This window comes from Tritonibacter mobilis F1926, from assembly GCF_000376545.2.
Taxonomy (GTDB): domain Bacteria; phylum Pseudomonadota; class Alphaproteobacteria; order Rhodobacterales; family Rhodobacteraceae; genus Epibacterium; species Epibacterium mobile.
The window spans coordinates 1,728,263-1,751,711 of the sequence record NZ_CP015230.1 but is presented as its reverse complement, the minus strand read 5'-3'; the positions used below and the strand labels follow the sequence as shown (position 1 = coordinate 1,751,711).

Annotated in this window: 25 protein-coding genes; 12 read left to right on the top strand and 13 right to left on the bottom strand. The window is 59.6% G+C overall.

Translation table 11 applies throughout. From position 1 onward, the window contains the following. Window position 1: 1 nt before the first annotated feature. From secF to K529_RS08365, 7 genes are all read left to right on the top strand, one after another. A complete protein-coding gene (secF, locus tag K529_RS23810; protein WP_005651473.1) occupies window positions 2–970 on the top strand; it encodes a protein translocase subunit SecF in 969 nt (322 codons plus the stop codon). A 258-nt stretch (window positions 971–1,228) separates the two neighbouring features. Then, window positions 1,229–1,582, top strand: a complete 354-nt coding sequence (locus K529_RS08390; protein ID WP_005631191.1) for an Mth938-like domain-containing protein — start codon at window positions 1,229–1,231, stop codon at window positions 1,580–1,582. Between the two features lie 87 nt (window positions 1,583–1,669). Next, entirely contained in the window at window positions 1,670–2,284 is a 615-nt protein-coding gene (ccmA, locus tag K529_RS08385) for a heme ABC exporter ATP-binding protein CcmA (RefSeq protein ID WP_046002850.1), read from the top strand. Then, window positions 2,281–2,937, top strand: a complete 657-nt coding sequence (ccmB, locus tag K529_RS08380) for a heme exporter protein CcmB (protein WP_005626509.1) — start codon at window positions 2,281–2,283, stop codon at window positions 2,935–2,937. The genes ccmA and ccmB overlap by 4 nt, the downstream gene beginning before the upstream one ends. Window positions 2,938–2,981: 44 nt before the next feature. Then, the gene (locus K529_RS08375; protein WP_005626506.1) at window positions 2,982–3,716 is read left to right on the top strand and encodes a heme ABC transporter permease; all 735 of its coding nucleotides are present in this window, start codon (window positions 2,982–2,984) and stop codon (window positions 3,714–3,716) included. Beyond that, window positions 3,709–3,864, top strand: coding sequence for a heme exporter protein CcmD (gene ccmD / locus K529_RS08370; RefSeq protein WP_005626503.1), 156 nt, complete (start codon window positions 3,709–3,711; stop codon window positions 3,862–3,864). Before K529_RS08375 ends, ccmD begins: the two co-directional genes overlap by 8 nt. Further along, complete coding sequence (locus K529_RS08365; protein ID WP_005626501.1) at window positions 3,857–4,393, top strand: DsbE family thiol:disulfide interchange protein; 537 nt, start codon at window positions 3,857–3,859, stop codon at window positions 4,391–4,393. The genes ccmD and K529_RS08365 overlap by 8 nt, the downstream gene beginning before the upstream one ends. Before the next feature lie 6 nt (window positions 4,394–4,399). Here the strand turns inward: K529_RS08365 and K529_RS08360 are convergent, their stop codons facing one another. From K529_RS08360 to acnA, 3 genes are all read right to left on the bottom strand, one after another. Next, window positions 4,400–5,104, bottom strand: coding sequence for an SDR family NAD(P)-dependent oxidoreductase (locus K529_RS08360; RefSeq protein WP_005626498.1), 705 nt, complete (start codon window positions 5,102–5,104; stop codon window positions 4,400–4,402). A 77-nt stretch (window positions 5,105–5,181) separates the two neighbouring features. Continuing rightward, on the bottom strand, window positions 5,182–5,529 hold the full coding sequence (locus tag K529_RS08355; RefSeq protein WP_005626495.1) for an antibiotic biosynthesis monooxygenase: 348 nt from the start codon (window positions 5,527–5,529) through the stop codon (window positions 5,182–5,184). A 142-nt stretch (window positions 5,530–5,671) separates the two neighbouring features. Then, window positions 5,672–8,419 carry an aconitate hydratase AcnA gene (acnA, locus tag K529_RS08350; protein WP_005626492.1) on the bottom strand — a complete coding sequence of 916 codons (2,748 nt, stop codon included), beginning with the start codon at window positions 8,417–8,419 and terminating at the stop codon, window positions 5,672–5,674. A gap of 219 nt (window positions 8,420–8,638) precedes the next feature. Between acnA and K529_RS08345 the strand changes: the two genes are divergently transcribed. Continuing rightward, window positions 8,639–9,346, top strand: a complete 708-nt coding sequence (locus K529_RS08345; RefSeq protein ID WP_005626489.1) for a DUF1223 domain-containing protein — start codon at window positions 8,639–8,641, stop codon at window positions 9,344–9,346. A 99-nt stretch (window positions 9,347–9,445) separates the two neighbouring features. Here K529_RS08345 and K529_RS08340 read toward each other — a convergent pair whose 3' ends face one another. The 3 genes from K529_RS08340 to K529_RS08330 all read right to left on the bottom strand — a co-directional run bounded on the left by K529_RS08340 (window position 9,446) and on the right by K529_RS08330 (window position 12,229). Next, on the bottom strand, window positions 9,446–10,363 hold the full coding sequence (locus K529_RS08340) for a lysophospholipid acyltransferase family protein (RefSeq protein WP_005626487.1): 918 nt from the start codon (window positions 10,361–10,363) through the stop codon (window positions 9,446–9,448). Between the two features lie 138 nt (window positions 10,364–10,501). After that, entirely contained in the window at window positions 10,502–11,605 is a 1,104-nt protein-coding gene (locus K529_RS08335; protein WP_040642694.1) for a flagellar motor switch protein FliG, read from the bottom strand. A 78-nt stretch (window positions 11,606–11,683) separates the two neighbouring features. Continuing rightward, window positions 11,684–12,229 carry a tetratricopeptide repeat protein gene (locus K529_RS08330; RefSeq protein WP_005626482.1) on the bottom strand — a complete coding sequence of 182 codons (546 nt, stop codon included), beginning with the start codon at window positions 12,227–12,229 and terminating at the stop codon, window positions 11,684–11,686. Between the two features lie 176 nt (window positions 12,230–12,405). On the opposite strand from K529_RS08330, the gene K529_RS08325 reads away from it, so the two are divergent. Continuing rightward, a complete protein-coding gene (locus tag K529_RS08325; RefSeq protein ID WP_005626481.1) occupies window positions 12,406–12,858 on the top strand; it encodes a GNAT family N-acetyltransferase in 453 nt (150 codons plus the stop codon). A 58-nt stretch (window positions 12,859–12,916) separates the two neighbouring features. On the opposite strand, the gene purB is transcribed toward K529_RS08325, so the two are convergent. The 3 genes from purB to K529_RS08310 form a co-directional block, all read right to left on the bottom strand. Next, entirely contained in the window at window positions 12,917–14,221 is a 1,305-nt protein-coding gene (gene purB / locus K529_RS08320; protein ID WP_005626479.1) for an adenylosuccinate lyase, read from the bottom strand. Window positions 14,222–14,334: 113 nt separating this feature from the next. Then, window positions 14,335–14,595: a DUF6455 family protein gene (locus K529_RS08315; protein WP_040642693.1), complete on the bottom strand. Its 261-nt coding sequence runs from the start codon at window positions 14,593–14,595 to the stop codon at window positions 14,335–14,337. 68 nt (window positions 14,596–14,663) lie between these two features. Continuing rightward, on the bottom strand, window positions 14,664–15,935 hold the full coding sequence (locus K529_RS08310) for a bifunctional alpha/beta hydrolase/OsmC family protein (protein WP_046002851.1): 1,272 nt from the start codon (window positions 15,933–15,935) through the stop codon (window positions 14,664–14,666). Between the two features lie 114 nt (window positions 15,936–16,049). Between K529_RS08310 and K529_RS08305 the strand changes: the two genes are divergently transcribed. After that, on the top strand, window positions 16,050–16,610 hold the full coding sequence (locus K529_RS08305) for an NUDIX hydrolase (RefSeq protein ID WP_005677394.1): 561 nt from the start codon (window positions 16,050–16,052) through the stop codon (window positions 16,608–16,610). Then, complete coding sequence (locus tag K529_RS08300) at window positions 16,607–17,515, top strand: endonuclease/exonuclease/phosphatase family protein (protein WP_227512806.1); 909 nt, start codon at window positions 16,607–16,609, stop codon at window positions 17,513–17,515. Before K529_RS08305 ends, K529_RS08300 begins: the two co-directional genes overlap by 4 nt. A 10-nt stretch (window positions 17,516–17,525) precedes the next feature. Here the strand turns inward: K529_RS08300 and dddP are convergent, their stop codons facing one another. Beyond that, window positions 17,526–18,869: a dimethylsulfonioproprionate lyase DddP gene (gene dddP / locus K529_RS08295; RefSeq protein ID WP_005667838.1), complete on the bottom strand. Its 1,344-nt coding sequence runs from the start codon at window positions 18,867–18,869 to the stop codon at window positions 17,526–17,528. A gap of 181 nt (window positions 18,870–19,050) precedes the next feature. Between dddP and K529_RS08290 the strand changes: the two genes are divergently transcribed. Continuing rightward, window positions 19,051–19,818 (top strand): heme-dependent oxidative N-demethylase family protein, encoded by a 768-nt coding sequence (locus K529_RS08290; RefSeq protein WP_005667840.1) that lies wholly within the window; start codon window positions 19,051–19,053, stop codon window positions 19,816–19,818. Between the two features lie 55 nt (window positions 19,819–19,873). Here K529_RS08290 and K529_RS08285 read toward each other — a convergent pair whose 3' ends face one another. From K529_RS08285 to K529_RS08275, 3 genes are all read right to left on the bottom strand, one after another. After that, a complete protein-coding gene (locus tag K529_RS08285) occupies window positions 19,874–20,827 on the bottom strand; it encodes a hypothetical protein (RefSeq protein ID WP_227512269.1) in 954 nt (317 codons plus the stop codon). A gap of 280 nt (window positions 20,828–21,107) precedes the next feature. Then, the gene (locus K529_RS08280; RefSeq protein WP_005667845.1) at window positions 21,108–21,917 is read right to left on the bottom strand and encodes a lytic murein transglycosylase; all 810 of its coding nucleotides are present in this window, start codon (window positions 21,915–21,917) and stop codon (window positions 21,108–21,110) included. An 88-nt stretch (window positions 21,918–22,005) separates the two neighbouring features. Next, window positions 22,006–23,280 (bottom strand): Hsp70 family protein, encoded by a 1,275-nt coding sequence (locus tag K529_RS08275; protein ID WP_046002852.1) that lies wholly within the window; start codon window positions 23,278–23,280, stop codon window positions 22,006–22,008. Window positions 23,281–23,449 lie beyond the last annotated feature (169 nt).

Sequence of the window (23,449 nt, the reverse complement as noted above, 5' to 3'; positions counted from 1 at the left end):
GATGCGCTTGAAACTGGTACCCGAAGGAACCTCCTTCGATTTCTTCAGGCTGTGGAAGCTCTGGCTCGGCATCTCTGCCATGATGGTGGTGATCGGCTTTGCTTCCTTTGCGCTGCAGGGGCTGAACTTTGGCATCGACTTCCGGGGCGGCACCACTATCCGCACCGAGGCGACGCAGGATCTTGATATCGGGGTCTACCGGGATGCCATCGCGCCGCTGGAACTGGGCGACATCACTATCACCGAGGTTTTTGATCCGACGTTTGACGAAGATCAGCATGTCGCGATGATCCGCATTGAGGCGCAGGAGGATGGCGAGGCACTGTCCAGTACCGTTATCGCCGATGTGCAAGGCGCGCTGGATGCGGTTGCGCCGGGGATCAAGTTCATCTCGGTCGAAAGCGTCGGCCCGAAGGTTTCGGGCGAATTGGTACAGACGGCGATCATGGCGGTGGCTTTGGCCATCGGCGCGGTGCTTGTCTATATCTGGTTGCGGTTTGAGTGGCAGTTTGCCCTTGGTGCCGTGGCGGCGCTTGTGCACGATGTGATCCTGACCATCGGCGTGTTCTCCGAGCTTCAGATCAAGTTCGACCTTGCGATCATCGCAGCCCTTCTGACCATTGTGGGCTATTCGTTGAACGATACCGTGGTGGTGTTTGACCGGGTGCGGGAAAACCTGCGCCGCTACAAGCAAAAGCCGCTGGCCGAGGTCCTGAACATCTCGATCAACGAGACGTTGAGCCGGACAATGATGACCTCTGTGACAACATTGCTGGCGCTGATCTCGCTCTATGTTCTGGGCGGCGATGTGATCCGCGGGTTTGTCTTTGCGATGATCTGGGGCGTTGTGGTCGGGACCTATTCGTCGATCTTCGTGGCCTCCACCATCCTGCTGTGGCTGGGCGTGAAGCGCGACTGGACCAAGAACAACGACACCACAGGCAATCAGTTCGCCAATATCGACGCTTGATTGGCGCACTATGACCCTGAGACAGCCGCGGCGTATTGCTGCGGCTGTTTGCATTTCAGCATGGTTCTATGTGCGGCGATGCGTGCTGGGGGCGCTGCCCCCAGACCCCCGGGATATTTGGGGTTAGAAGAAGCAGGGCTTCATCTTTTTTAAAATACCTCGGAGCGCGAGGCAGAGTCTCGCTTGTTCACTTGTTGGTTTCGAAGGCGGTATTGGCGTGATATTCAGAGGGGCGAACATGCTGACAGGAGATCCGCTATGCGCCTCAATGAAGTGGTCTATTCCGATGCTGTACCAATTGATGGATATGGTGCAGGTTTCTTCCGAGTCGGTGGTGAGGTCAAGGAGGGCGCTATCCTGACCGGGGCCAAGGGGACATCCACTTGGGGTGGGTATACCGATCAGGCGTCTTTGTTGGCGCTGGCGGGAGACGTGGATGTTCTGTTCATCGGCACCGGAGCTGAGATTGCGCATATTCCAAGTGAGCTGCGTCAGGTGCTGGAAGAGGCGGGGTTGGGGGTTGAGGTGATGAACTCTCCCGCTGCCTGCCGTACCTATAATGTGCTTTTGTCCGAAGGCCGCCGTATTGCACTGGCAGCACTGCCGGTTTGATCTGGCGCAAGGCGGTGCGGGGCTATCGCTGCTTTTGCTGAGCCGTGATAAGGCGTTGGGCCGGAAGAGCGACAAATCGGAACAAACATGATTGAGGTCAGGGATCTTGGGGTGAGCCGGGGTGGGATGCCGGTACTGGCAGGGGTGCAGTTTGCGCTCTCGCCGGGCGAGGCGCTGGTGTTGCGCGGTCCTAACGGGATTGGCAAGACCACGCTGTTGCGCACGCTTGCGCGCCTGCAGCCGCCGCTCTGCGGTGAAATCCTCGGGGACGTTGACGATATCGCTTATGCGGCCCATGCGGACGGGTTGAAGTTGACGCTGACGGTAGATGAAAACCTCGCCTTCTGGGCGCGGGTGTTTGGGGGCGGCGACCCTGAAGCTGCGATTAGGGCGTTTGATCTGGCCGCGCTGCGGGACCGTCCGGCTGGGGGGCTGTCGGCGGGGCAAAAGCGCCGCCTGTCCCTGGCGCGGCTGATGGTCACGGGGCGGCGGCTCTGGATTTTGGATGAACCCACCGTCAGTTTGGATGCAGCATCCGTTCAATTATTTGCAGCGACCATTCGCACCCATCTGGGGGCGGGCGGAGCGGCGATCATGGCGACCCATATTGACCTCGGGATCGAGGGCCTTGTTCTGGACCTTGCCCCGTTCAAGGCAAAGCTTCCGGCCTTTGATGCAGATGACGCGGGGGGCTTCTTGTGATCGCGCTGCTGGTTCGGGATTTGCGGCTGGCCTTTCGCGCCGGGGGCGGCTTTGGCTTGGGTCTTGCGTTCTTTTTGATCGTGACGGTGATGGTGCCGTTCTCGGTCGGGCCGAACTCCGACACGCTGTCGCGGATTGCACCGGGGATTCTGTGGCTCGGAGCCTTGTTGGCGTGCTTGTTGTCGCTGGATCGCCTCTTGGCATTGGATTGGGAGGATGGCTCGCTCGATTTGCTGGCCACGGCCCCTTTGCCGCTCGAAGGCGTGTTGAGCGTCAAGGCCTTGGCGCATTGGCTGACCACCGGGCTGCCGCTGGTTCTGGCCGCGCCTGTGCTGGGCGTGCTGTTGAACCTGCCTGCTGGCGGATATCTCTGGATCACGCTGTCGCTGTTGATTGGAACCCCAGCGCTGTCGGTAGTTGGCACCTTTGGCGCGGCGCTGACCGTGGGGCTGAAACGTGGCGGCTTGCTGTTGTCGCTTCTGGTGATGCCGCTTTATGTGCCGACCTTGATTTTTGGCGCCGAAGTCGCCCGCCGGGGGGCCTCAGGTATGAGCGTGGAAACACCCCTGTTGATGTTGGCCGGGATTACCCTTGGCACCATCGCACTTTTGCCCTTTGCCTCCGCTGCCGTGCTGCGCGTCAATTTGCGCTGATGGCGGTGATTGTGATGACCGGAAACAAGAGCTAGATAGCCACCATGTCGATCTGGGAATATGCCAATCCGAAGAAGTTCCTGCGCACCAGCGAGCGCGTGTTGCCTGCCCTCTGGGTGGCAGCGGGCGCATGTATTGTGGGCGGGTTGATCTGGGGGTTTTTCTTCACGCCGGATGATTACCGGCAGGGCTCTACCGTCAAGATCATCTACCTGCATGTGCCCGCCGCGCTGATGGCGATCAACGCATGGTTCATGATGCTGGTGGCCTCGCTGATCTGGGTGATCCGCCGCCATCATGTGAGCGCGCTGGCCGCCAAGGCCGCCGCGCCCGTGGGCGTGGTGATGACGCTGATTGCGCTGATCACCGGCGCGATCTGGGGCCAACCGATGTGGGGCACGTGGTGGGCGTGGGATCCACGACTTACCTCGTTCCTCGTGCTGTTCCTGTTCTACCTTGGCTATATCGCGCTGTGGGAGGCGATTGATAATCCCGACACTGCCGCGGATCTGACCTCGATTCTCTGCTTGGTGGGGTCGGTCTTTGCTGTCCTGTCGCGTTATGCGGTCAATTTCTGGAATCAGGGCCTGCATCAGGGAGCATCGCTGTCGCTTGATAAGGAAGAGAATGTCGCGGACGTCTTTGCCTTCCCGCTCTATGCCTGCATGGCCGGGTTCGGCTTGTTGTTTGTTGCGCTGGTGCTCTATCGCACTGGCACCGAAATTCGTGCGCGCCGGATGTCTGCACTGATCGCGCGGGAAAGGATGATGGATGCCTGATCTGGGGAAATATGCCGACACCGTGCTGTCCGCTTATGGGGTGTCGCTGCTGCTGTTGCTGGCGCTCTTGGTGATGACCTTGATGCGCGGCGCAAAAGTACGGGCAGACTTGAAACAGGTTGAGGAAAGGATGCGCCGCAATGGCTAAGATCTCGCCGATGATGGCTATTCCTGTCGTGGTGTTTGCAGCCTTTGTGGGCCTCGCCCTCGTGGGCATGGGACGTGAAGACCCCGAAAGCCTGCCCTCGGCGCGCGAAGGCAAAGCCGCCCCGCCAGTGGCGCTGAGCGAGTTCCCCGGCAAAGAGAGTTTTGACGACGCCACACTGCGCGATGGTGAGGTCAAGCTGGTGAATTATTGGGCCAGTTGGTGCGGTCCTTGCCGCGCCGAACACCCCAGCCTGACGGCGCTCTCGGAAGAGGGCGTGCCAATCTATGGCGTGAACTACAAGGATCAGCTGGGCAACGCGCAGAGCTTCCTTGAGGAACTGGGCGATCCTTACGCTGCAGTCGGCCGGGATGAGCAGGGCCGTATGGCGTTGGACTGGGGGTTGTACGGTGTGCCGGAAACATATGTGATTGACGGCGAGGGCACCATCGTACTGCGCTTTGCCGGGCCGATCACCAGCCGAGTGCTGGAGGAGACCATTCGCCCGGCGATGAAACGGGCTGCGGAGTAGGCGCGGTTACAACCTGTAACCGCCCGCGACAGTCAGGATCTCACCGGTGATGAAGCTGGCCTCGTCTGAGGCCAGAAAACGCACCGCCTTTGCGATGTCCTCCGGCGTGCCGGGGCGTCCAAGGGCGGTGTCCTTGACAAACAATTGCGTTAAATCGTCGGAACGGGGCGCTTCGGGGACGTTGATCGCCCCCGGCGCCACCGCATTGACACGGATGCCCTGCGGGCCGAGCTCTTTGGCCATCGCTTTGGTCCAGAGATTGAGCGCAGCCTTGCTGGCCCCGTAGGTCGCCGCCCCGCGCGGTGGCAGATCCGCGTTCATCGAGGAAATATTGACGATCGCAGCACCCGCACTCAGATGCGGCAGTGCTGCCGTCAACAGCGCTTGGGGGGCGATGGCGTTTAACTCAAACACCTGCCGGTGTGCCTCGGCGTCAAAGCTCTCTATTGGGGTGCTACGAACAAGCCCGGCATTGTTTACAATGACATCAATGCGCCCGAAATGATCCATCGCTCGGGTCACCAGATTTTCGGCACTGCCATCCTGCAACAGATCACAAGAATATGAGACCACATTGCTCTGGGCCTCAAGATCGTCAGAGGGCTTTGTCTTTTGATAGGAACGCAGAACATTGTGGTCAGCGGCAAATTTTTCGGCAATTGCGCGCCCAATGCCATAGGTGCCACCCGTAATAAGGACCGTACGTGTCATGAGGTTCTCCTGCGTTGGGATAGACGCAGTGAACCCTCTACCGCTCAGCGATGCAAGCGGCCAACCGTGTTGATGCGTCAGGTGCCGAAGCGGCGCTGAAGTTCGGTGTCATGGGGCAACTGCCCGATGACCCCCATATCGACCGTATCATAGGACTGGGTGTCGATTTCACGACGCAGATAGCGGGACTGGAACTCCATCAAGGAGCCATCCGCGATGACCACATCCACGTAGGCGTCAAAGATCTCTTTGTTTGCCCAGAGACTTACGGATTTTATTTCACCACCTTCCCGGTCGCAAAACAGCCGGGTCTCAAAGCAGCCCACGCGCTGGCGCTTCTCATCGCGTGCCAGAGCGGCTGCAAGTTCGAGAACTTCGTCGAAATTTTCCCGGTGCGGGTAATATCTGGTGAAGACAGCGATCATTTTGCGCCTCGCGTTTTGTCGCCTTAACTGACGGCATCCTAATACAATTTTCGTTATTCTTACATTACCAACGTAAAGATAACGGAAAAGGGCGGCATCCTGTGCCGCCCTTTCAACATATCGCAAAGTCTGGATGCGTAGATCAGCTTTTTGCAAGCTTACGCAGCACGTAATGCAGCACGCCACCGTTCTCGATGTACTCGATTTCAGGCGCGGTATCGATGCGGCACTTGAGGGTGATGGTGGTCTTGGTGCCATCGCCATAGGTGATATCGCAGTCGACCTCTTGCAGCGGTTTGATCGTTTCCAGACCGCGAATATCGACCGTTTCATCGCCCGTGAGTTTGAGCGATTTGCGTGTGTCACCACCTGTGAACTCGAACGGAATAACGCCCATCCCGACGAGGTTAGAGCGGTGAATACGCTCAAAGCTCTCGGCGATCACAGCCTTAACCCCCAAGAGCGCGGTGCCCTTGGCTGCCCAGTCGCGCGAGGACCCCGCGCCGTATTGCTCGCCACCAAAAACCACCAGCGGGGTGCCAGCCTCCTGATGCGCCATCGACGCCTCATAGACCGAGGTCTGCGCGCCATCGGGCCCTTTGGTGTAGCCGCCTTCGACACCGTCGAGCATCTCGTTCTTGATGCGGATATTGGCAAAAGTGCCGCGCATCATGATCTCGTGGTTGCCACGACGCGAGCCATAGGAGTTGAACTCGCGCGGCTGCACCTGACGGTCCAGCAGGTATTTGCCCGCCGGTGTCGTGGTCGCAAATGAGCCCGCCGGAGAGATGTGGTCGGTGGTGACCATATCGCCAAGGATCAACAAAGGCTTGGCACCGACGACATCCTGAATGGTGCCCGGCTCCGTGCCCATGCCCTGAAAGTAGGGCGGGTTCTGGATATAGGTCGAGGCGGCGGGCCAGTCGTAGGTTTCGGCCTCGGTGGTCTCCACGCTCTGCCATTTCTCGTCGCCCTTAAACACATCGGCGTATTTGGACTGGAACGCCTCGCGGGTTACGGTGGCCTCGACCAGATCGGCGATCTCTTTCTGTGTGGGCCAGATGTCCTTCAGGTAGACATCATTGCCGTCCTTGTCCTGTCCCAGCGGATCACGCGCAAGATCGACATTCATGTCACCCGCCAGCGCGTAGGCCACCACAAGCGGCGGCGAGGCGAGGTAGTTGGCGCGCACATCCGGGCTGATGCGACCCTCAAAGTTGCGGTTGCCGGACAGAACCGAGGTGGCGACCAGATCACCCTCGGCAATCGCCTCGGAGAACTCTTTCTGGATCGGGCCGGAGTTGCCGATACAGGTGGTGCAGCCATAGCCCACCAGGTTGAACCCGATCGCATCCAGATGCTTTTGCAGCCCTGCGGCCTCCAGATAGTGAGAGACCACCTGCGAGCCCGGTGCCAGCGATGTTTTGACCCAAGGCTTGCGGTTCAGGCCCAACTCATGCGCCTTTTTTGCCACCAGACCGGCACCGATCATCACATAGGGGTTCGAGGTGTTGGTGCAGGAGGTGATCGAGGCGATCACCACCGAGCCGTCACGCAGCGCGAACTCTTCGCCTTTAACGGGGTGGGACTTGCAGGGATCAATCGGCGCGGTCGGGGCAGGGCCCTCAGATGCCATGTCAACGGCATCCGCCGAGGCATCGACGCCGCGATAATCCGACACCACTTTCTTGAAGGCCCCCGCTGCCGCATCAAGTGCGACATAATCCTGCGGGCGTTTCGGGCCAGAGATCGCAGGCACGATGGTGCCCATGTCGAGGCTCAGCGTGTCGGTGTAGATCGGCGCGTAGTTTTCATCGCGCCAGAAACCGTTTTCCCTGGCATAGGCCTCGACCAGCGCGATGCGGTCCTCGTCGCGGCCGGTGTTACGCAGGTAGCGAATGGTCTCATTGTCGATCGGGAAGAAGCCGCAGGTGGCGCCATACTCAGGGGCCATATTGGCAATGGTCGCACGATCCGCCAGCGGCAGATTGTCCAGACCCGAGCCGTAGAATTCCACGAATTTACCCACCACGCCCAGCTCGCGCAGCATCTCCACCACTTTCAGCACAAGGTCTGTGCCGGTGGTGCCTTCGACCATCTCGCCGGTCAGCTCAAAACCAACAACCTCGGGAATCAGCATGGAGATCGGCTGGCCCAGCATGGCGGCCTCGGCCTCAATACCGCCCACGCCCCAGCCAAGCACAGCAGCACCATTGACCATGGTGGTGTGGCTGTCTGTGCCCACAAGCGTATCGGGATAGGCCACTTCCTCGCCGTTTTGATCCACATCTGACCACACGGTCTGGGCCAGATATTCAAGGTTCACCTGATGGCAGATGCCGGTGCCGGGTGGCACCACGCGGAAGTTGTTGAACGCGCCTTGGCCCCATTTCAGGAACTGGTAGCGCTCCATATTGCGCTCGTACTCGCGATCCACGTTCATCTGGAAGGCGCGTGGATTGCCAAATTCGTCAATCATCACCGAGTGGTCGATCACCAGATCAACGGGCACCAAGGGGTTGATTTTATTGGCATCACCGCCGAGGTTTTTGATCCCGTCGCGCATCGCGGCCAGATCGACCACCGCAGGGACGCCGGTGAAATCCTGCATCAGCACACGGGCCGGGCGATAGGCGATCTCGCGCGGGTTCTTACCGCCATTTTGCGCCCACTCCCCAAAGGCCTTGATGTCATCGGTGGAGACTGAAAAGCCGCCGTCTTCAAATCGAAGCAGGTTTTCCAGCACCACCTTCAGTGCTGCGGGCAGTTTGGTAAAATCACCATATCCCGCATCTGTTGCTGCCGGGATGGAGTAGTACGAAATGGATTTTCCGTTCACGCTCAGTGTTTTGCGTGTCTTGGCTGTGTCCTGTCCGACGGTGATGGGCATGTTGGCCTCCCTCGTGAGTGCAATTAGGGACTTCGCTGCTGCTTGTCTGCATCATGCAGACATGTCGTTCAATAGTAATGACATGGATGGATATAGTGCTGCATACATCGGTATACAATAGGGTATTGGATTTGGTGACACCTCTTTCAAGAATGATTGATTGGCCATTGAGGCGGTCCGGGCGTACACCCGTAACCCTAACAATCTGATGGGCGACTCATGCGGCTTATTTCGCTTTCCTCTCTGATTTTCTCTGCAATTTGCGCAGTTTCCAGTCCCGTGGCTGCAGAACCGACGCCTGTGGTGGTAGAACTCTTTACCTCGCAGGGTTGTTCCTCCTGCCCGCCAGCGGATGAATTGGTCAAACGCCTGTCTGAACGTGAGGACATTTTGCCCTTGGCGTTTCATGTGGATTACTGGGACTATATCGGCTGGGCCGATATTTTTGCAGACCCGGCCTACACCGACCGTCAGCGCGGCTATGCGCAGGTGGGGGGGCGCAACATGATCTACACGCCACAAATGATTGTTATGGGGCGCGAAGATGTTGTTGGGGCCGATGTGATGGAGGTCTCAGAGGTGTTGGGCAGCTATGTGGGTCAGAAGCCCAAGATGCACCTGACGGTCGCGCGCGACTCCGAAACACTGGCGGTGCGCGCGCCAGAACTCCCTGATGGGATGAGCGGGCAGTTTCGGGTGCAGTTGGTGCGCTACATGCCGCTCAAGCGGGTTGAGATCAAACGGGGGGAATTGGCAGGCAACACGGTTGATTATGCCAATATCGTAGAGAGCGTGCAGGTCCTCACGGATTGGACCGGAGCCGAGCCACTGGAGTTGTCCGTCGCATTGCCCGGAGATCTGCCAGCCGCGGTATTGGTTCAGGAATGGCCCTTTGGCCCAATCCTTGCCGCAGCGCGGGCCGATTAACGCCTGTCGCATGCGCGCGATCGGCGCTGCCCGGTTGTTTTCTGAATATCCCAAACGCGCGAAACTGGTCCGCTCTTTCGCGAAATGCTTTTGGCTGGTTTAGTCCTGATAGTCAGGGTGAGGCGTGTCATGCATGGGTTTCCAGCGCCGATGTAGCCAGAACCACTGCCCCATGTGATCGCGAATGCGCCGTTCCAGATCGTCGCAGACGGCTTGCGTCATGGTGATGGGGTCGGAATGTGCGATTTCCTCGGCCACAACCACATCGAAATCCATTCCGTTCTCGCGACGGATGCCATAAATCGGGATAAAGGCGGCCTTGTATTTCAGCGCCAGTTCCGCAGGAACTGTGGAGGTCAGCGCGGGGCGGCCGAAAAACGGCAGATATTGTCCGCCCATCGCGTGCATATCAGCGACAATGGCAATGTTTCCGCCCGCTTTCAGGTGCCGCACCATCTCGACCATGCCGCGTTTTCCCTGTTCAAACATCGGCTTGCCGGTGGCGGATATCGCTTTGACATAATGGTCGTTGAAATAGGGGTTGGCCATGCGGCGATAGAGCGACCCCATGTTAAAGCCCATCTGCACCAGCTTTGAACGCGCGGCGTCATAATTGCCAAAATGACCTGTGACCAGAACCACTGGACGCCCCTCAGCACGGGCAGTTTCGAGCGCGGCAAGGCCGGGTCCGCTGATGTCAGCGGCCTTTGCCCGCGCCCAAAATGGGGCCCCTGCATAAAGCTCGGCCAATGTGCGCCCGACATTGTCCGCGACCTCATGGCAAAGACGGTCAACCTCTTGGCTGCTCAGATCGGGGCGGGTGTATTGCAGATTGCGGCGCACCCGTTTGTGAAACCCCACTATTGGTGCAAGTTTGCGCAGGGTCCAGCCCATGGCGGGCACCCGCCAGCGATAGGGGATGAGCTTGAGCGTGCCGATCAGCCCGCGCAACACCACATTACTGGCAAAGTACTTTGCACGCTGGGAAAAAGTCAGCTCTGACTGAGCTACAGGCATGGGGATTGGTGCTCCTGCTGGCGATATCGCAACGCCGGATCATAGTGGCCTCAGACTGGATGCACAAGAAACCGCAAATGAGAAACCCGCGCCAAGGGGGCGCGGGTTTCAGGTAATCCGACCGAGGGAACAGACAGATTACTCTTCTTCTTCGTCCGACTTTAGCTCGATATCGCCGTTGACGACCATCTCGCGCAGCAGGTTGACGATGATGCCAAAGGCGGCCTCGCCATCGGCGCGTTTCACGCGGCCCAGCTGATTTGCTTCTTCGCGCAGGTTGTTGGCCATGCGGGTCGACATGTTTTCCAACAGGAAGGTGACGGAGGCCACATCGTCTTCTTCGGTGGCAAAGGCGATGGCGGTGGTCAGTTCCTGCGGTCCCAGCGCGCGCACCAGTTTCGGCACATCCATTGCCTCGACCTTTTGGGCGATGAGCGCGAAGGTGAAGATCGATTTGCGCACGTCGGTTGCGAATTCTTGGTCTTCCTCATCGAGGGCAGTAAGCACCTCCTCGCGTTTGGCGGCGGCGGATTGCGTCAGGATCGCACCAACACGTTGGCCGGGCGTTTGCTCAAACGCCACCTGCGGCCGGGCCTCGATTTGAGACGCCAGTGACAGACCGATGCGATCCACCGTGTCGGGGGTTACGTTGCTGGTCTGACTGACCGCATAGGTAATGCGGCGCGCAAGGGGGCCAGGCAGGTGCTGCAGCATCTGAGCGGCCTTGGCGGTGTCGATCTTCGACAGCAGCACGGCCGCGACCTCGGTGCTTTCGGCCTTGGCCAGATCGGCGAGTTCCTCCGGAGGCAGCTTGCGCAGCCGCTCCCAAGGATCGCCAAACTGACGCACGCCGGCTTCTTTGCGCAAGCGGCTGTGGGTATGGCGGCTGATCTTACCTTCCATTGCGGTCAGCGCACCGGCGAGACCATTAGGGAAGGAAAGCCCAATGTTTTCCAACTGTTCTGCAAATTCTGCGGCCACCGCATGCAACGTCTGGCGATCCACCAGACGCATTTTGCCCATCTGCTGCGTCAGTTCGAGCTGCAGATCGTCTGGCAATTCTTCAAGCGGTACGTCTGCGCCTTCGTTGAGAAGAAGGCGCACGACGATTGCGGCTTTGGCTTTGCCGCTCAAACCAGGGAGACCCCCGGAAAGAGCAGGTGCCGGTGCGGCTGGCGCGAAATCGCCAAGCCCCATATCCGGAGATGCCATGGGGAGCGCTAAGGCTGATGATTGTTCCATTCTTGAACCTTGACCCGAAAAGATTCTCTTTCTGTCAGATCACAAGATAGACCGTTAGCCGTAAAGAAAGCCTGAAGCTTAGTAGTTAACGGTGACTCCTGTTTGAATTGCTTGTCTCAGCGAGGTCTCAGCCCATGTTCCCTCGCCTCCGCGGGCCTTGATTTCTTTCCACTGAGCCAGCGCTTGCGCATATTGTCCTGTCTCAACAAAGCCTTGCGCCATATAGCTGCGGGCCAGGATATTGTCGGGGTCCTGCGCGATTGCACGGGTGTAATATGCCGAAGCAAGGTCACTGCGACCCAATTTGCGATTTGTGAACCCCCAATAGGTCAGGACGCGGCTATCCGTCTGCTCTGGGTGAGCGGCCAGTACCGCCTGTGCGTCCTCAAAACGGTCGAGATAGGCCAGCTCGCGCGCGGTCTCCAGAAGTTGCTGACCGTTCAGGGATGATTCTTCGGGTTTCACACATTTCTTGGCCTCATCGTCCCAGACCCGCTTGCCCCAGCATTTCTTTGTGGTTTCCGAGGGTGTCGGCGGTGTGGTCGTGTCCCCGCCAGCGGCGAACCCAGCGATCGGCATGGAAAGGGGCAGGGCGAGAGCAAGGACGAGAGCAGTAAAGCGCATGAGGACCTCCTGTGGTTTCTATCAATGACTACGTCGAAAACCCGGGTGCTGCGCAAAATAAGTGATCACGATGGCGTGAAAACTCAGCGAGGATTGTCACGGCGGCATCACACGCAGTCTGAAAGATCGACAGAAGGAAATTTTTGATCAAATTATAGCGCCGGGAGGAGTGCTGAATGGATTTATCAATAGTGCGGGCGTCACCGCAGGATTTCAAAACTGTTGCGGGCCTTGTTCATGCGTTGTTGCAAGAACTCTCTGGAGGCAAGGCCACACCTATTGGCGAGCTTGAAGAGACCGCACAGGTCGTCCTGAGCAAATACGGGGTGTTCGCGCTTTTGGCATTGTCCGACGGGCAGCCGCTTGGGGTTGTGGTGCTAAATGAATGCGCTGCGATCTACGCGGGTGGAGAATTTGGCGAGATCACGGAGCTTTATGTACGCCCCGAGGCGCGCTCGCTTGGGGTGGCTGCGCGATTGGTAGAGGCGGCAATCGTGGAGGCAACGCGCCATGGCTGGCACCGGATAGAGGTCGGCGCGCCGCCGCAGCCTGAGTGGGCGCGCACGATGCAGTTCTATTTGCGCAACGGATTTGAAGAGGTCGGCCCGCGCCTGCGCCGCCGTCTGTAAGCCAATGAAAAACCCCGCCGGTGAGGGCGGGGTTTCAGATGCGCACGGGAGGGCGGTGTTATTCGCCAAACACCCGCTTAAAGATCGTGTCGACATGTTTGGTGTGATAGCCCATGTCGAATTTCTCGTTGATACCGTCCTCGCCCAAGGCCGCAACCACCTCAGCATCGGCCAGCAGCAGTTCGCGGAAATCGACGCGATCTTCCCAGACCTTGAGCGCGTTGCGCTGCACCATGGAATAGGCGTCCTCGCGGCTGACACCGGCCTGCGTGAGGGCCAGCAGCACGCGCTGGGACATCACCAGACCCGGGAATTTGTTCATATTGTCGAGCATGTTTTCCGGGAACACCAGCATCTTGTCGATGACGCCCGCCAAACGGTGCAGCGCGAAATCGAGCGTCACGGTGGCGTCAGGGCCGATGCCGCGCTCCACCGAGGAATGCGAGATGTCACGCTCATGCCAGAGCGCCACGTTTTCCATCGCCGGGATCACCGACATGCGCACCAGACGCGCAAGACCGGTGAGGTTTTCGGTGAGAACCGGGTTCTTCTTGTGCGGCATCGCCGAGGAGCCTTTCTGGCCCATGGAGAAGAATTCCGCACCTTCCAGCACTTCGGTGCGCTGCATGTGGCGGATCTCGATCGCGATGTTCTCGATCGAGGAGGCAATCACACCGAGGGTGGCAAAGAACATGGCGTGGCGGTCGCGCGGGATCACCTGAGTGGAGATCGGCTCCGGGTTCAGGCCCAGTTGTTCGCAGACGTGTTCTTCGACGCGCGGATCGATATTGGCAAAGGTGCCCACGGCGCCTGAGATCGCACCGGTGGCAATTTCTTCGCGTGCGGCGATCAGGCGTTTCTTGTTGCGGTCCATCTCCGCATAGAAACGCGCAAAGGTCAGACCCATGGTGGTGGGTTCGGCGTGGATGCCGTGGCTGCGGCCAACACGCACGGTGTCTTTGTGCTCCAGCGCGCGTTTTTTGAGCGCGTCCAAGAGCTTGTCCATGCCGACCATCAACAGGTCCGCAGCGCGGGTCAGCTGCACGTTGAAGCAGGTATCAAGTACATCCGAGGAGGTCATGCCCTGATGCACAAAGCGGGCTTCTTCCGATCCGACATGCTCTGCCAGATGGGTCAGAAAGGCGATGACGTCATGTTTGGTAACGGCTTCGATCTCGTCGATGCGTGCGACGTCGAACTCGACGTCCTTGGCTTTCCAGACCGCCTCCGCGTTTTCGCGCGGGATCACGCCGAGGTTCGCCATGGCGTCGCAGGCGTGCGCCTCAATCTCGTACCAGATGCGGAACTTGGTCTCGGGAGACCAGACGGCAACCATATCGGGGCGGGCGTAGCGGGGGATCATAGGCAGCAGCACCTTTCAAAGACGGTGGAAGAGATGGCGCTCTCATAGACGAGCGATGCCCCGGCGGCAAGCGCCGCGCCGCAGCAGCGCCGTGCCGCTGTCCAAAATCCCCGTCAGATGCGTGGTGTGAGGCCGTCAAAGCAGGCTTTGTTCTCGCAATAGACCGGACAGGTCGCCAGTTGGTCATGGCGGGCCTGAAGATCACCGCAAGCCCCCTGCGCGAGACACCCTGCGCAGCGCGACACCATCTGCATCAGGCGGCGCGCCTCGCCTTCGGGGTCACGCGCCAGACGCGCGGCCTGATCTATGCCGAGCCGCTGGCTCATTCCATTGACGAGATCGGCGCTGTCACTCAGCTTGCGCATTAGTCCCATGGTGGGCGTCCTCCTGTTGCTGGCTGTGGCAACCCTAATGAGGAACGCGCGCCGCGCCTTGATGTCGATCAAATGGCTGCGGCGTCCATGTCCTGACCTTCCCGAGACATATCGGGAAGCTTTGGCGCATCTTCCAGCCGTGTCTCGACCCGAGAGCTTTGTTCAAGGGTGCGATGCACCGGGCATTTGTCGGCAATCTCCAACAATTTAGCGCGTTGCTCCTGATCCAGATCGCCCTGCAAGTGGATCACCCGCATAAACCGGTCGATCTTGGCAGGGCCAGATGGGATCGCGTCCTGCGCGTGGACCTTGTCGTGACAGACCTCAACGCTGATCCCGTCCAGCGGCCAGCCCTTACGCCGTGCATACATCCTCAGTGTCATCGAGGTACAGGCCCCAAGCCCCGCCGCCACAAACCCATAAGGTGACAGCCCGCGATTGGTGCCGCCATAGGCTTCGGGCTCATCTGCCAACACATGATGGTAGGGGCCGTTTTGCACATCCTGCAAGAATCCCTCCGGGTCGGCCTCGGTGACGCGGATGACACCTTCGGGCGCGCCGGGTGGGGGGGCTGGGGGCTTCATATCCACATAGCGCGTGGCCCATGTGGCGATCATGTCTGCGGCATATTCCGCATCGCAAGGATCGGTGATCAGATGGTCGGCGTCATCCAGGGTGACAAAGCTCTTGGGGTGGCGCGCGGCCTGAAAGATCTCGGCGGCATTGTCGATGCCAACGGTGGCATCGCGCGGTGCATGCATCACCAGAAGTGCGGCCCTAAGGTCTGCCACCGCTTCGCCAAGCTCGGTCTGGCGGATGTCATCGACAAATTCCTTGCCGATCACAAAAGGACGCCCGCCGAGGCTCACCTCTGCCTGCCCGTCGCGATTGATTGCCTCAAGCGCGTCTTCAAAGTGATGCGCCACATGACCCGGATCAAAGGGCGCGCCCAGCGTCACCACGCTCTTGACCGAGGGGATGCCTGCGCGTGCCCGCAAGACTGCGGCCCCTCCCAGCGAGTGACCGATCAGCATGTCGGGCGCCATGTTGCGGCTGGCCAGATAGCGCGCCGCGGCGATCAGATCCGCCACATTAGAGGTAAAGCTCGTATTGGCAAACTCTCCCCCGGAATGGCCAAGGCCCGTGAAATCGAACCGCAACACCGCGATCCCCATCGCCGACAGTCGCGCGGCAATCCGCCGGGCGGCGGGGATGTCCTTGGAACAGGTGAAGCAATGGGCAAAAAGGGCGGTGGCCAGCACCGGCCCCTCGGGCAGGTCGAGGCGCGCGGCAAGGTCATGTCCGGCGTGGCCGGTGAAACTGATGCGTTCGGTGGGCATGGGCGTGGCTTTCGGGGCTTGGCTTTTGTGGGTCGGCTTTCCTAAGGTGCGCCGACGTCAGGGTTACGGCAAGGCGGCTGTCACAACCGTCACGGGAAGGTGAAGGAGCGTCAAATGAATGTGCATGATGTGTCAGGCCAAGCGATTGCCGGCATTGGGCGGTTTACGCCCTTGGATGCGCGCGACCGGGACATGTGGGCACGTCTCGTGAGGTTCTGCGCAAATGAACCCCGCGCGTTTGAGCGCGACCCGCAGGTTGGCCATGTTACCGCATCTGCCTTCGTGCTGTCGCCGGACTTCACGTCGGTGTTGTTGACCCATCACGCGAAACTTGACCGCTGGCTGCAATTGGGTGGGCATTGCGATGGTATTCAGGACGCCTGTTTCAACGCCACCAAAGAGGCCTATGAGGAAAGCGGGCTGTCCCGTATCCGGCTGCTAACGTCCGAGGTATTTGACGTCGATGTGCATGAGATCCCGGCCTCGGCCAAGGAACCGGCGCATCTGCATTACGATGTGCGCTATCTTTTTGTGGCGGAGGCGGGGGAGCCATTGGCGAGCGAGGAATCTCATGCACTGTCCTGGGTGCCGCTGGATCAGCTGGCCGAGGAGGCCGAAGGCGTTGCGGTTGTGGCACGCAAATGGCCGCTCTGGCGGGAGCGGCTGGACCTGTGAAAGCCGTGTTGAAATTGTGCCGCGTCGGGATTTGGGCGCTGTTGATCCTCTGCATCCTGTCTCTGATGGGTGGCTTTCTGGGCGTGCTGCATCCGCTTGGCGATAGTCTTGCGGTCTTTCGCGTACCCTTTGCCGGGCTTGCGATGATCTGCGCCTTCATCCTGCGCCGCGATGCGCGCGCGGCCTTGCTGGGGGCGGTGGCGACAGGGGTGATGCTGGTCAATTGGCTGAACCATTCACCCGCAGCAGAGAACCCGACCGCGCAACAATTGACCCTCTATCAGAAAAATATGCTGTGGCGGAATGACGGCAATGAGAGCCTGATGGAGGCCATTCGCACCTCAGGCGCAGATATCGTCACGCTCGAGGAAATCTCTCGTGAAAACATGCCGATCCTTGGTGATTTGCAGGCCGACTATCCGGTACAGCAGTTCTGCCCGTTTCGCCGGGTCGGAGGTGTCGCGGTGCTGGCGCGCGGCGTCACGGCGACCAACAGGCTCGCCTGTGCAGAGGACCTCGGGCTGGCCGCGATGGAGGTCGAGGGACCAACAGGGCGGTTCTGGGTGGCGGCGCTGCACCTGCCGTGGCCCTGGCCGCATGAGCAGGCAGAGCATGTGGACAGGGTGGTAAAGCGGCTGGAGCCCCTCGACGGGCCGGTGATCCTCGCCGGGGATTTCAACGCCGTGGGCTGGTCCAATGCGGTGGCGCAGATCGGCGCGGCAGGCGGCATGGCGCGGGTCGGCCCTTATGCGGCGACGTTTGATCTGCCGCCGCTCGATTTCCCCATCGGCATTGACCATGTGCTGGCTCCGGGCGGCAAAGGCGAGATCGAGATACAGCCGAAACTCGCCTCTGACCATCACGGGGTCTTGGCCCATCTACCATGGCCAGACACGCCGCAGTGAGGCGCAGACTTTATATCTGCCCCATGAGCGCGGGATCAAAGGGGTAGGTGGTCAGGTTTTCAAATCCATCCTCGGTGATCAGAACCTGATCTTCGAGCTTGATCGAGAAATCGCCGCCAACCTCGCCCACCAAGGCTTCCACACAGAGCACCATCCCCGGCTCCAGCGGATAGTCAAACGCACCTTCCACCGCCTGATCCGGATAGGCCACCAAGGGCCATTCATCACACAGCCCCACACCATGCATCAGGCAGCCGTATTTTTGCGCCTGATATTTTGCGTCCAGCACATGGGTGCCTGCCGTGAGCTCCGGGATCATCACGCCCGGTTTCAGCATTTCCATATTGGTCATGATGTGTTCATGCGCGTGCTGCATCGCATAGATCATGTCCGGGCGCGGCTTCTGATCGCCGATCCACCAACTGCGGGAAATATCGACGCAAATCCCGTAGCTGCCCACCAGATCGGTATCAAAGGAGATAATCTCGTTGCGCTGGGTGATGCGCGGGCCGCATTCCTGAAACCACGGGTTCGTGCGTGGCCCCGAAGCCAGCAGTCGCGTCTCGATCCATTCGCCACCCCGGCGGATGTTCTCCGCATGCAGCACCGCCCAGATGTCATCCTCCGAGGTCTTGCCATCGCCCACATTGGCGCGGGCAAAATCCTCCATCGCCTTCACGGCGGTCTCGCAGGCGTGGGACGCACAGCGCATGGCAAGGATCTCGTCCTTGCCCTTGATTGCGCGGGCTTTTTCGGTGACTTCCTCGCCTTCCATGACCTCGAAGCCTTGCGCCTCAAGTGCGCGTAGCCCGTGCAGCATGACCTTGTCCACCGCCAGACGCATGTTGCCGCTGCCGTGTTCCCCGATCAGCACGCGGATCTCATTCGAGAGCGCATCGGCGGCCACATCCACCTTGTCGCCCCGGTCAAAGTAGAACAGATCCGCGCCGGAACGCTGTTCGCGCACCAAAGGGTTGAACGTCGACAGGAACGGCGAGTTCTTGTAGTCCCAGATCACCATGTAGCCATCCGCGCAGAGCAGGAGCGCGCGAAACGGGTTATGGGTGTTCCACAGCTGCATATTGGTGCTGTCGGTGGCGTAGCGGATGTTGAGCGGGTCAAACATCAGCAGTCCGCCATAGCCGCGCTCCACAATCGCCTGCGTCAGCCGCTGCCAGCGGTAGTGGCGCATGGCTTCCAGATTGGGCAGTTCCAACCCTGCCGCTGCCCATTCCGAAAACGCCAGCTGTGTGGGGCCGATCTCGATCCGGTCGTTGTCGTTGGGGCTGCCATCGCCCAAAACGGACCCGCGGCTGGGGTCGATCTTTCGACGATCACGGAAGTGTTCGTTCATCTTCGCCTCCCTGGCTCTTTGGCCTCAGCCTGCCGGGGCTTGCGCGGCGTGGCGTTCCCAAATGCGACCCGGAGCATGTCCGTTTTGGCCGAATTGGCGGGACTGGCGTGTTTGATACAGTGGCTGCGCCCTGAAACTGTACAGTCGTGCACAGTTTTGACAGCAGTGCTATGGCTGGCACATGACAGAGATTCTCCAAACCTCCATTCCCTATAATCCGCTTGCTCTGCGCCCACTGCCCGGCATTCAGCCGCTCAAACCGGAGGATTGGCTGCGCTTTGACGCCGGGTTTGCCGCGCAAGTGGCTGAGCGGGAGCGGCTGTTGCGCGATCACCCCGATGCGGTAATTGCGATGGATGCGGGGGCCGCACCAGCCGCGCAAGAGCTGCTCGATCAGGTGCTGGCGGTGCGCTATGGCGCAGGCACTGACGCCGACCACGTCACCCGGCCAGATGGTGTGAAGGTTGCGATCAATCGCGCCCGGCCGATGGAGACTTTGGGCCGGATTGCACAGCAGGATTTCTGTATCTTGGAGAGGCCCGAAGGTGGCGCAGAACATGTGCTGACGGCGGCCGTATTGTGTTTTCCCGCCAGTTGGACGCTGGCGGAGAAATTCATGAAGCCGCTGCTGGCGATCCATGAGCCAGTCAAAGACTATGAAGCGGGGATTGCACGACGGGTGCAGCGGTTGTTTGACGGGGTGCAGGTGGGGCGGCCGCTCTGGCGTTTCAACGCGTTGTGGTATGCGGACCCAAGCCTGCACCAACCCAGGTTAGAGCGTGATCCGCGCCCAACTTCCACGCCCGAAACCCAAAATTACATGCGCAGCGAATTGCAGTCGATTTACCGTCTGCCAGTGACGCGCGCCGTGGTTTTTTCCATCCATACAACTGTGATGTCGCGTGCGCAGGTCCTGGCACAATGGGGCGCACGCTCTGGGGCGGAATAAAAACACCCCGTAACATGAGTATGTTACGGGGTGTTTTGCATGTTGTGATGGGTGTTTAGTTCACCGCAGCATTGAGCAGAACAGAAGATTCCAGAAACATCAGCGCTGCAAGCACGGCCATCATTTGCACGCTAAAGCGCATATCGCCGCCCCGGATCAAATTTACCGCAGCGGCAGTGATTCCGATCGGCAGGGAAAAGATCGCCATGATCGCGGTCAGTACCCATGCGCTTGCTGTGTTGGGGTTGCAATTCTTGAAAGACAGGACGCCGGACACTTTGCGGCAAGCGGCAGAGAGATCGCTCTGCTTTGCGGGGGCACGTCGCTCGATCACGCGGTCACAGGCTAGGGTCAGGCTGCCAAAGGTCTCATCAACCGGTGCAAAACGAGCGGCCCCGCGTGGGCAAGTCTCTGGCGTTTGCACAACATCCTCGCAAGCATCGCGTGCGGCATAATTGTCAAAGGCGGCAACCGGCTGCGCAATATACTGCACCGCACCAACCGGCGTTGCGCTTTGATCATCAACGGGCAGTTGAATATCACAGGCGATATCCATTTCAGCCACAGTGTCTGGGGCAAAGGCGGACAAAAAGGCCTCGCGCTCCAGCATGATGCCGGTATCGAGCCACTCGACCGTGGTGGCCTCCAGATCCGCAAGCAACGCCTGCATGGCACGTGCAAGGATCATCTCGGTCAGTTCCGCATCCACATGTTCGGGAAAGCGCGGGGTAAAGATCAGATCCAGATGACTGCGGCAGGGGGCACCATCGCTTTGACGCATGGGGTGCGGGCTGCGGCGGTGGCGAATGTCGACGATATAGTGGTCACATTCCAGACGGACGCGATGCGCGCGTTTGGTGTGAAATTGTTCCACCTCGTGACCAAATTCTTCGAGTGTTTGAACCACAAGTACCGAAGCCTTGGACAGTGCCGTCTCGTCACGCTCGCCAAAGCCGAGTTTGCCGCGATAGGCCGAAGCCGACACATTCTGTGTAGTCTGATCGAGCACCGTGAAATCCTCCATCGGTTGTGTTCACCAACAAAGGTAGACTCCGAAAACGTAGAAAATTGGGCGCGTTCGACAGTTAATTTGGCGTAAAATCAGAATCCCATATCGGAGTAGGTGGATGGAATAAGTTGTTTAAAAACAATGTTTTATTTTGTGTTGTTTTCATGAGGTACGGGAAATGCGGCAGGAAATTGACGGTTCCCAGCCACATTGATGCCCAAGCCCTTACAATCTGACGACCTTGCTGTTGATTGTTCTTAACGCCCAACAGTGATCAGTTTCAGCCGTCGATCTGGCGTCCCATGATGGCGAGAGACTGTTGGTAAACGGTAGCGGCGTTCCATTGTTTCAGAACTTTGTAGTTGGGTTCGCCTTGCTGGTAGCCCTTGCCGGGTCTCCAGCCCTTTTGACGCAGGAAGTTCGCGGTTGAGGCAAGCGCATCGCCCATATTGTAGAAATCAACCCGCCCGTCACCGTTCCAGTCCTGACCATACTCCAGCGCATTGCCGGGCAGAAACTGAGTATGCCCCAGCTCGCCGTGCTTGGCGCCTTTGGTTGCCATGCTGATCGCGCCTTGATCCACCAGTTTCAGGGCGCCAATGGCGTGAGGTTCAAAGAACTTTGAGCGGCGGCAATCATAGGTCAGGGTCACGATGGATGAGACCACCTGACTGTCGCCCATATAGTTGCCAAAGGCGGTTTCCATGCCGTGAATGGCAATGAGCAACCCGGCAGGCACGCCATATTTGCGCTCTAGGGCTGCAAAAAACTCGGCATTGCGGGCCTTATGTTTGCGCCCTTGTGCGACGATGGTCGTAGCCCCGCGCACCTGCATGAATTTTTCCAGACTATAACGAAAGCTCTTTTGGTTGCGGTCGGCGGCGATGGTGCCAGTGGCGTAGCGCGTCTGCGCCAGTGCATTGAGCCCCGCCTGACGAACGCCCGCGCGTTTGGCGGTGCGGGCAAAATCCGCTTTCCACGCTTCAAACCCCGCTGATGTGTTGCCGCAGCTGGCCGCAAGACCGGCGATAGGTGTTGCAATGGCGAGGCTGGCGGCAAGGCCAAAGGCCGCGAGACGGGAAGACAGCATAAAAGAACCCTCTGAAAATGACGGATGTCTAAAGCGAACTTACGTGGCAAAGGCGGGGCTTTCACCCCTTATTTGCGGGGAGCTTTATTTAGAAGGCGGCATCTTGCGCAGCCAGCGCCAGCCCGTCGGCCACAGCCGTCATTGCGCGCTCTGTCTCGATCAACGCTGTGGGGCAGAGATCCTGAAGTGCGGCGCGGACCGCCATCAGCAACGCAGACCCACCCACCATGACGCAGCGGTTGACGTTGCCGGGGGACACGCCGGCCAGACGTAGGGTCTCGGCGGCCTCATCCTGAATGTCCTGCACCATCTGCGTCAGCGACTGTTCGAGTGCGGCGCGGGGCAGGGCGGCGGAAAGCCCTGGCTCGACAATGCGCAAATCGATCTGCGCCGTTTCGTCTGTGGCGCCATTGGCGCGGATCTTCCCGGCCTCAGTCGCAAAGGCCAGATCGTGGCCCAGCTCATCCTCCAGCACTTGCAGGAGCCGGTTCAGCCCGCTGCGATCTTCGGCGTTCTGCGCCAGATCGCGCGCCGCGCGGCGGGTGTCGGGCCCATAGAGGAAGGGGATCATCTGCCATGTGGCAAGATCATTGAAGATCCGGTTGGGCGCTGGCAGGCTGCCCCCGCCAAAGCTGTTACGGATCATCGCACCACGCCCGAGATGCGGCATCACATGGTCAATGCTGATCTGGCGGTCAAAATCAGTGCCGCCCAGACGCAGGCCGTGGCTGGCCAGAATACGGGTGCCGCCGCTGTCGTCCTGCTCAAAGCAGGTGAAATCCGATGTACCGCCGCCGATATCCACCACAAGGCCGATGCCCGGATGCGGACGGGCGGCGCGCAGGGCGGCTTCGGGTTCATACATGAACTGCACATCCTGAAACCCGGCCTTTTGGTAACAATGGCGCAGGTCTTCTTCGGCGCGGGTATTGCGGGCCTCGTCCTTGGAGTGAAATTTCACCGGCCGCCCCGAAAGCGCATGGGTGAACTCCAGTCGTGTTGCCGTCTCGGCGCGGGTTTTCACCTCGCGCAGGAAATGCGCGATGACATCGGAGAAATCCATCATCTCGCCGCCCAAGCGGCGCTTTTCATAAAGGAGCGAGGTGCCCAGCAGGCTCTTGAGTGCACGCATGAACCGCCCCTCGTCGCCCTCAATCAGGGCGCGGGTGGCGCTGCGCCCGATCCGGCGTGTCTTGGTGTCGCTGTCAAAGAATACGGCGGTGGGCAGCGTGGTTTCGCCCGGCTCCAGTTCTACCAGCCACGGACGCCCCGCAACGGCCAGTCCTGCGGCAGAGTTGGAGGTACCAAAGTCGATCCCCAATGTATGGGGGCGCGTTGTGCTGCTTGGATTTGTCTCAGTCATCTGCCGGGCCTCGCGATGGTCAAGGCGCGCAGACCTACAGCAAGGGCCGGGGCGTCTCAACCGTCATTTAATGATTTGACGAAGCACATAGCCCGGCGCGCGATCCATGGGTCCACCCCGTCCCTCAAAATGAAAAGAGCGCCCCGGTCGGGGGCGCTCTCTCGATCAC